The sequence below is a fragment of the Taibaiella sp. KBW10 genome, from assembly GCF_003852495.1.
Classification (GTDB): domain Bacteria; phylum Bacteroidota; class Bacteroidia; order Chitinophagales; family Chitinophagaceae; genus Edaphocola.
Genome location: NZ_QAJI01000010.1, coordinates 2,765 through 2,987, shown reverse-complemented (window position 1 = coordinate 2,987; position 223 = coordinate 2,765). Strand labels below are relative to the sequence as shown.

The following is a 223-nucleotide window of genomic DNA, read 5'->3' as shown; positions in this document are numbered from 1 at the left end:
AGATCTCTAGAGGCAGTGGACTGACATCGATAGGCGCCTGTGTAGCGGAAAGAGCTTTCTGTAACAAGAACCGGCCATCGAGGCTGTAAATATCCAATACTGCTTTTTCGCTTATCCCGCTCACTTTTACTTCCTGGGTTGCCGGATTAGGGAATAGGCTGATGTCTTGTTGTACGGTATTTAAACGAAGGATTACGATATTGGATAGCTTGGAAGAACCATC

At 45.7% G+C, this 223-nt stretch carries 1 protein-coding gene; it reads right to left on the bottom strand.

Translation table 11 applies throughout. From position 1 onward, the window contains the following. Nucleotides 1-223: T9SS type A sorting domain-containing protein (locus DBR32_RS15600; protein WP_158606027.1), on the bottom strand; the 223-nt coding region annotated here is incomplete at both ends.